General features: G+C 42.2%; 8 protein-coding genes and 2 pseudogenes. 4 read left to right on the forward strand and 6 right to left on the reverse strand.

From position 1 onward, the window contains the following. Positions 1–42: 42 nt before the first annotated feature. A complete protein-coding gene (locus tag BJP37_RS39980) occupies positions 43–213 on the forward strand; it encodes a hypothetical protein (RefSeq protein ID WP_158069751.1) in 171 nt (56 codons plus the stop codon). Positions 214–665: 452 nt separating this feature from the next. Here BJP37_RS39980 and BJP37_RS41490 read toward each other — a convergent pair. Next, a pseudogene (locus tag BJP37_RS41490) lies at positions 666–820 on the reverse strand (type II toxin-antitoxin system HicB family antitoxin). A gap of 290 nt (positions 821–1110) precedes the next feature. Between BJP37_RS41490 and BJP37_RS44715 the strand changes: the two are divergent. Together BJP37_RS44715 and BJP37_RS24390 are read left to right on the forward strand one after the other, a co-directional pair. Then, positions 1111–1604, forward strand: a pseudogene (locus BJP37_RS44715) (element excision factor XisH family protein). A 120-nt stretch (positions 1605–1724) separates the two neighbouring features. Beyond that, the gene (locus BJP37_RS24390) at positions 1725–2066 is read left to right on the forward strand and encodes a XisI protein (protein WP_075902659.1); all 342 of its coding nucleotides are present in this window, start codon (positions 1725–1727) and stop codon (positions 2064–2066) included. Positions 2067–2144: 78 nt separating this feature from the next. On the opposite strand, the gene BJP37_RS24395 is transcribed toward BJP37_RS24390, so the two are convergent. The 3 genes from BJP37_RS24395 to BJP37_RS39985 all read right to left on the reverse strand — a co-directional run bounded on the left by BJP37_RS24395 (position 2145) and on the right by BJP37_RS39985 (position 3455). Continuing rightward, complete coding sequence (locus tag BJP37_RS24395) at positions 2145–2411, reverse strand: hypothetical protein (protein WP_075902661.1); 267 nt, start codon at positions 2409–2411, stop codon at positions 2145–2147. 547 nt (positions 2412–2958) lie between these two features. After that, positions 2959–3213 carry a hypothetical protein gene (locus BJP37_RS24400; RefSeq protein ID WP_070391310.1) on the reverse strand — a complete coding sequence of 85 codons (255 nt, stop codon included), beginning with the start codon at positions 3211–3213 and terminating at the stop codon, positions 2959–2961. A 95-nt stretch (positions 3214–3308) separates the two neighbouring features. Beyond that, positions 3309–3455 carry a hypothetical protein gene (locus BJP37_RS39985; RefSeq protein ID WP_158069752.1) on the reverse strand — a complete coding sequence of 49 codons (147 nt, stop codon included), beginning with the start codon at positions 3453–3455 and terminating at the stop codon, positions 3309–3311. Positions 3456–3737: 282 nt separating this feature from the next. On the opposite strand from BJP37_RS39985, the gene BJP37_RS24405 reads away from it, so the two are divergent. Then, on the forward strand, positions 3738–3992 hold the full coding sequence (locus tag BJP37_RS24405) for a hypothetical protein (protein ID WP_075902663.1): 255 nt from the start codon (positions 3738–3740) through the stop codon (positions 3990–3992). 702 nt (positions 3993–4694) lie between these two features. Here BJP37_RS24405 and BJP37_RS24410 read toward each other — a convergent pair. Continuing rightward, positions 4695–6326, reverse strand: coding sequence for an SGNH/GDSL hydrolase family protein (locus BJP37_RS24410; protein ID WP_198954166.1), 1632 nt, complete (start codon positions 6324–6326; stop codon positions 4695–4697). Positions 6327–6660: 334 nt separating this feature from the next. Continuing rightward, positions 6661–6969 carry a hypothetical protein gene (locus tag BJP37_RS24415; RefSeq protein WP_075902665.1) on the reverse strand — a complete coding sequence of 103 codons (309 nt, stop codon included), beginning with the start codon at positions 6967–6969 and terminating at the stop codon, positions 6661–6663. Positions 6970–7631 lie beyond the last annotated feature (662 nt).

Here is a 7631-nt window from a genome sequence, read left to right on the forward strand (position 1 = left end):
AAAGCGAACGCGCCCCGCGTGGCCTACGGCTAATCGCGAAGCTTGACATGCACGGGCAAAGCCCAACGCTTCGCGAACGGTCAATCGCATTTACCTGTTCGTCTTCTGATTTCCCTACTCCCTACTCCCTACTCCCTACTCCCTACTCCCTACTCCCTAATGCGTTCGCATAATTTTTTCCTGTGGGAATTTGACACATTATTGATTAATTAGCTAAAAAGGAGTTTGGGGAATTTTATCAGAGTGGGAGAGTTTGAGAGGGAAAAGAATACCCCGTCCTCAAAGGTCGGGGATGAATATTCCGTCTCAAATAGTGTTAATATAAAAAGTAAGGGTCTCAAAAAAACAGGGCAAAAGACCCTACTCAGCTACCCTGGCCATAGGCCACGCGGGGCGCGTTCGGTGCGCGGGAAAGTCACGCCCAGGTCGATAACAGTCGCCCACGGCTGTGCCTGGGAATCCCCATCCCTGCGACGGGTGGGGAGGTTCAATAAGTGCGTACGCTAATCTTGTCGGGTGGGCAAATGGATACTATAACTGTTGGAATGCTCAAATTATCATTATTTGCCCACCAAACCCTTCTCTAAATGCGATCGCTTTAGGTTTGATACTGGTAAAATTACTCATGCCAAGATACTTAATGGCTTCACAATTAAATCTTCTCGCTAGATTGCCTGATTATCAGCCTTTAAACTTTCAATATATAACTCAATAGCTTCTGTAATATTCTCGATTCCCTCTTCAAAAGAATCCCCTTGAGAATGACAACCTTTTAGGATCGGACAAAAAGCGTGATAACCTCCCTCTGATTCTACAAAATAACTGTATAATTTTAAATTTGTTTAGTGTTGTTGTCCATAGGTTTTAAACTTGTTTGTAATCTATAGCAAAGGGAGTAGGGAGTAGGGAGTAGGGAGTAGTGCGATCGCTAATCTTGTAGGTTGGGTTGAGCGAATCAATAGTTTTGATAAAACTGATCGATTCTATGGGAGAGTAAAACCCAACACCATCCCCTTTTTTTTCAGTAAGTATTTGTTGGGATTGCTTGCCTCAACTGGGGAGCTAACACACCCTAATTTGATCATGGTGTGTTGTTGAGCTAAGATTAAAATGCGATCAGCTTTTATCAAAAGTTTATACTTTACTTCCATTGATCATGCCGAAACTGGGATTCATAAGGCTGTGAAAAATGCACTGATTAAAGATGGATGGATAATCACTGACGACCCTATATTATTGAATATAGAAAAACAAAACTCTATGCCGATCTAGGGGCTGAAGGCCCGATTGCGGTTCAACGAAATGAACAAAAACTTGTGGTTGAAGTCAAAAGCTTTGTCGGTACATCAAAATTGCAAGATTTAAAAGAAGCTCTTGGTCAATAGGATATCTATCGCTATCTTCTGGATGAAACTGCACCTGAACGAAAACTTTATCTAGCTATTAGTAGCATTGCCTACAAAAACTTTTTTACTCAAGATGTGATTCAATTAATCGTCATTAGACATCAGAGGTTGTCTGAGAAGTCTAATTTGCTACACCTAAGCCCCCTAAATCCCCCAAGCGAGCAATCCCTCGCTTGGGGGACTTTTACCAGCAAATAGATTCTTGTTCCCCCCAGAATTGGGGGGCTAGGGGGGCAAAATTCAGTATCAAAAAACTTTTCAGATATCCTCTAAACTTACCTTAATTCTTGTAGATACTGAATTAGAAGAGGTAAGACAATGGATAAATTAGCCCAATACCCCAAAATTATTAAACAACTATTAAATGACTATATCGAATTATGTCAAAAACGTTCTCAGGAGGCGATTGATAATTTTCTGATTGCGGATGAAGCAAATGGTCACTATATTTGGATGAATTTAGGATGGCAAAATGGAGAAATAATTACGGGAATGACCGTTTATGTGCGTCTTCGAGAAGGGAAATTTTGGATTGAGGAAGACTGGACAGAAGAAGGAATTGCTACCGACCTTGTCCGTGTTGGAGTTCCCAAAGAGGATATTGTCTTAGCATTTCATGAGCCAAAAATGCGACAATACACAGATTTTGCTGTTGCTTAGGTGATCGCTTGATATTATTTGGTGGGCAAATGGACATGATCACTGCTGATCTGGTCAAATAATCAGAATTTGCCCACCCTACCCCTTTAATGTTCGAGAGAGTGTAGGAAGTCTTGTAGGGTGGGCAAGAGGATCTAACTCCATGGCCACACACAGGAGTAAAATCTTTTCTTCAAACAAGGATAAGTTAAAGCATTCACTAAGATATTTCAGCGCAGGTCGGGGATGATTGGCTTCCGCTTCTGCCATGGCAGCTTCCCCTTGCCTGATCGCTTCTGGGTCTACCGACTCATCTCCAGCTAATTCTTGGGCTAATTCTTGCAAACGCGATCGCAACCAGAACATTGCAGCACTGAGATACCGTGAATTATTTTCCTGCCATTAACCCATGCTTGACCAGAATACTATCCACACTATCCACAGCAGCTTCCACAGTCAAGACCAGTCAGCGGTCAGCGGTCAGCGGTCAGCCGTCAGTGGTCAGCCGTCAGCTATCATGCAGACGTAACTCATATAAAAAAATGGTTACCTGTTTGATTCAAAAGCTGAACGCGCACGCGTGTGCGTAGCACATAAGCTGAATCCTGATCACTGATCACTGATAACTGATAGCTGATAGCTGATAGCTTACTAGTCAAGACCAAAAAAAATAGCCGTGGAAAATACTTCCACGACTACAAACGTAAACCAATTCAAGGAGATGACTACAAACGTAAAGCAATTTAAGGCGATGTAGCATCTACTCATTAATTCTAGTTTATGAGGAATTTAGGCTAAACCCCTCTGTGGCTCTGACCCCCCATAGCAAGGAATAGTACACAAGCAATAAACTATTCTTAAACTATTTTTAACTGTAGAACTAGGGGGAAGACCCCCCAGCTAGGTTATGAGCTTAATCCAGAATCAAATTGCGCTCCAAAATACAAATGTATTCCCCAGGATTGTAAGTCCGTTGGAGTGGACTCCACTCGCTAACTGTTGCATAGCCCAGAGTCTGCAAATTCCTGATCGTAATGTAAATCGCCCGCTTAGAACCAGTCAAGGTATGTTTAATTGGTTCTTGGTAGGGATAAAACCCATGGGAACCTGGAAGAATTATTTCACTAGATTGATTCGGTAAAGGTGAAACAATGAAATTTTTGTACATCGCCTTAAATTGAGTAGCTTAGTGTTCATTAACTATTTAAACATATAAATAAATAATGTGCAATTTATTTGAAAAAAAATAATATTTGTTAATTATTAAAATAATCGAATCATGATTAGTATAAATTTGAGGTAACAGGGAATCGGGAATCGGGAATCGGGAATCGGGAATCGGGAATCGGGAATCGGGAATCGGGAATCGGGAATCGGGAATCGGGAATCGGGAATCGGAATTTTCGGCAAGGTAAAAAACGGTAATTATTTGGGATAATTAAGTCTACACTTATATCGTTTTGACAGAGTTATTTGACAGATTTAGTTGACAGAGTTAGTATAAGTAAGGATAGCTAAAGTGCTGAAATTAGGGTCAGTAAATAATTAAATTTATATAATTGGGCAGAGTTATATCTAGTATTTATTGATTACCGTTTTTTACATAACCCAAAATACCTCTAGAGTTGATTAACTCTTGCCTTTTGCCTCTTGCCTCTTGCCTCTTGCCTTTCCCTACTCCCTACTCCCTAGATGAACATTACCATTAAAATCCCAGAGCTAAGCATAGAAGGAATTGACCTGAATAGACTAGAACGGGTACGCTTACAAGCAGCGGTGGAAGCAGAATTATCCCGTTTGCTTAAGGTGAAGGGACTACCTCGAAATTGGCAAAATAGTACCAATATTCCCACTGTACCCGTGAATTTAAACTTAACTAAAACCCACAATCCCACAGACATGGGTAAGGAAATTGCTCAGGCTATTTATAGAGGTATGGCGCAATGACTTAAGTCTTAGTCAGCTGAGAGGAAAGCTCCGGAAGATGATACAAACAAGCAAAGTTCCCAGTGACTTCGATGCTCAGGGTTTACGGAGTAGCCTAAGAAACCCGTATATTAATTTATAAATTAAAATGGTTCGGTGGGGATGAGAAAGCGATGTTAGGGTAATGGGATGAAATCCGGTAGTGCGATCGCAGGTATCATCCTTGCCTTGAAAAAAGGCTAGTGTAAACCTGAGTGGAGAAAAAACCTTGAAAAGTGGAGCCTTATTTGATGTGAATTAAAACTATTACTCATAACCTATCGCGCTCAATGGCTCAACTTTTCTTGCGGTAATTCAAACCCTGCCGCTCTGTTTTATTGGTGTTTTTTTTTAAGACTGTTGTGCTGACTTGCCCAGCATTTAAGGCCGTAGGCCACGCGGGGCGCGTTCTGCTTTGTTTATCAGTACATATAGCGTTTATCGCAGTTATGAGGTACAGTATTGAGGTAGCGCATCCCTATTCCCTATTCCCTATTCTCTCTTCTCTCTTCTCTGTTCCGGTGATCCGCTGTTACCTGTTCCCTAAAATACCGAAATTGTGTACCTCATAACTATGATAATTGCTAGAATATATAGCAATTCCATGGATACCCTGTGCAAAATTCATCCCAAACTCATGGCGTAGCATTGAGATGTGGGATGAATTTTGCCGGAAGCTAAGCCCTAGAAAATCTGCAAGTTCTGATCGAGCCAATCCAGCCATTTCAGACTACTCGATAAAGATTTCGGTGGGTCGTAAATCAGGGTATCTAGAGCAATCAGGCGCTGGAAATTGATCTTGACTGGATCATGACGCTCTGTGCAACCGTCTTTGCGATAAAACTTGACACCAGCTTTTTGCTGCATCATAGTGATCAATTCTTGAGCAACAATACCATAGCCAATGGTAGTGGGATGAATGCCATCTAGGGAGAACAAACCACCGCTGGTGCGACCGGTGGCATCGGATCTAAAAAAGCGAGTATCCAGTACTGGTGAAAGCGCTTCGAGTTCCGGTGCCAGCTGATAGGGAGTCCACCAATCTGGTCTGGCGTCGGAGTCTTCAATATAACGTCGATAAGCTAAGCTATCCAGTAACCCTGCTAATTCAAATAAATACCAATCTCGACCTTCTTTTCGAGCCTGACCTACAGCATCAGCAATATATTCATTGTACTGATCAATGACGCTATCAATTGCTCGGGCTTGTTGTCCGGTAATGTGCGGGTCACGGTTGGGGTCGAAATTTTTGTCGCTAATCCAAGGACGGGTGTAGTAGGCGAAGTATCGCGAGCCAGTAGCGATCTTATCTCCTACTCCACGACCAATGGGCGTAATGGTGACATGGGGAACTGTAGCCAAAATGACATGGCGAGCTTGGATTTGCTTAACTTGCTCAACTACTTGATCCAATTCCGCTTTGAAATCTTCCGGAGACCAGATTGTAGGTCGCTGATTGGGCTGTGGTGAATTTAAATCGCGATCGCAACTCCATCTGACCTGCAATTGAGCAATGGTGCCCATGGCATTATTCGCCCCAATCATGATCATCAGGGTTTCAATACCATCTCCCTCACCGTTTTCTAGACTTCCTTCTTGCCCTAGTGCCACGGCAGCTTGGACTGGGGTAAGTGCTTTACCCTGTGAATCCCGTGCGGAGTCCAAAACCCTCAATCCAGCATGTTCGTTGGCCTTCTCAACGATTTGCCGCAATAGATGATCCGTTGGTGCCTGGATTTCTTTTCTGAGGGTATCTGCGTCCTTAGAGATAATGTCTTTGAGATTCCACCCATAAATAGCGAGGTTGTGGTTAATTCCTTTTTCCATAGCAACAGTAGAACCAACGCCCCCTTGCCAACCAGGACCCCGTTCCCAATAATCTTCTATGTCGTCCATAAATTCGCGGATTGAAAACAATGCCGACCCTAATTCCCACCAGTTTATCTGGTCACCAAACTGTCGCTCTAAGTGCCTAACTACATACTCCATATTCAGGGGTAATCCACCAAATTTACCATATTGGCTGGGACGACGCAGGTGTTTTTCCCAACCCATTTCTTGAGCAATCATCATGGGATAGGATAGGTCAGTGTTAAAAATTGCTCCACTCTGGACGCCATGGCTTAGGGAATCACCAATGGTGACCAGTCGATGTCGGGGAGTGCCTGGCTTTTGGTTGACTTCAATACTTAATTCCGGACGGATACCCAGAGTAGGGTCTGTTTCCGGTGGACGCCCTTGAGGTTGGATAACTTCTTTGACTTGATCTGGAGCGTCAAAGTCGAGCATGTCTTTGGTAAGAAAGCGTTTGATCATAGTTGCCTGTTTATTAAAAAGAAAGAGTGGTAATCAGTGATTAGATAATTCACCTCAGCATCAGTGAATTTCAGAAAGGTAAGCATTCAGCTGTAGAGACCTTAGATCCTTAGAGGATATCTACCAAGTTTTTTGATACTGAATTTTGCCCCCCTAGCCCCCCAACTTTGGGGGGAACAAGAGTCAATTTGCTTCTAAAAGTCCCCCAAAATTGGGGGATTTAGGGGGCTTGAATGTAGCAAATGAGACTTCTCAGACAACCTCTTAGATCCTAGGGGGGTTTCAGGAATTAATTCCTATAAACTACTTCAAAGCCAGCTGTCAAAAATTCCTTTCAAAGATTCCTAAGGGGATTAAGTTGTATAGCACTACGCATTAAAGTTAGGACATTGATAAAAGCTGCAAAAGCTGTTGTAGTCAACTTTTGCATTTTGCCTCTTGCCAATGCCATTGCGCGTAGCGCTATAACCGGTTCGGGTGACTCAGTACCAGTTCCGTTACATTCCGCCTGTTCGAGCTCCATTTGGTCCTCATATTTAGTAAAACACTTAGGCTTAGCAGCTACAGCTAGATCGAGAACAATGGGTACCTCTAATTTGATCGGAACTTGGAAGACACAGGGATTATAGTATTTGTAAGCCATCGGTTTTACCTCTTGCTGCAATTACTTTTAATCAACACATTTCTATAATCTCAGATATAAATCCACCTTCACAGTACCTTTGAGGGTACTTTTGTTGAGCTGATAAGATCACGGCATAACTTAGGATTGATTATCGATTAATTTCGAAATTAAAACTACTCCAGGCTGAGCTCAACATGGAGGATATCTAGGACTTAATTTATGGCAATACTTTCAAATATCACGGAGCAAAAAGCATTATTTACCGGGAGCAGGTCTTGCGTTGCAGAACATTTGTACTATGTCCCATTAGAGCAAGCTTAAACCCATCAGGGGGCTATAGATAATGTACAAATATTCATAAGTCACATGCTCCCCCTATTACCTATTACCTATTACCCATTACCTATTACCTATTACCCATTACCTATTACCTTAGTACAAATGTTATGCATAAGTGACATGCTCCATTATTTACCATTGTTTTAGCTGAGATTTAATAATATTGAAAACTACAAAAATAAGCGTTATATAGCGTTTATCGCAGTTATGAGGTACAGTCTTCTTTGACATTGATTCCCTGTTAGGTGCGCTCTTACCATTAAGAATTAAATTCGCCACGGGTCGCACCCTGACTGCCTGACACATCTGTGTGAAAAGCAAACAGATCAGGTTCTACACTT

Source organism: Moorena bouillonii PNG (genome assembly GCF_001942495.1).
GTDB lineage: Bacteria > Cyanobacteriota > Cyanobacteriia > Cyanobacteriales > Coleofasciculaceae > Moorena > Moorena bouillonii.

Bases quoted from the DNA above. Each gene is read 5' to 3' on its own strand.
- BJP37_RS24410 (WP_198954166.1), bottom strand. From the start codon at position 6,326: ATGATCAAACGCTTTCTTACCAAAGACATGCTCGACTTTGACGCTCCA.
- BJP37_RS24405 (WP_075902663.1), top strand. From the start codon at position 3,738: ATGAACATTACCATTAAAATCCCAGAGCTAAGCATAGAAGGAATTGAC.
- BJP37_RS24415 (WP_075902665.1), bottom strand. From the start codon at position 6,969: ATGGCTTACAAATACTATAATCCCTGTGTCTTCCAAGTTCCGATCAAA.
- BJP37_RS24400 (WP_070391310.1), bottom strand. From the start codon at position 3,213: ATGTACAAAAATTTCATTGTTTCACCTTTACCGAATCAATCTAGTGAA.
- BJP37_RS24395 (WP_075902661.1), bottom strand. From the start codon at position 2,411: ATGTTCTGGTTGCGATCGCGTTTGCAAGAATTAGCCCAAGAATTAGCT.
- BJP37_RS24390 (WP_075902659.1), top strand. From the start codon at position 1,725: ATGGATAAATTAGCCCAATACCCCAAAATTATTAAACAACTATTAAAT.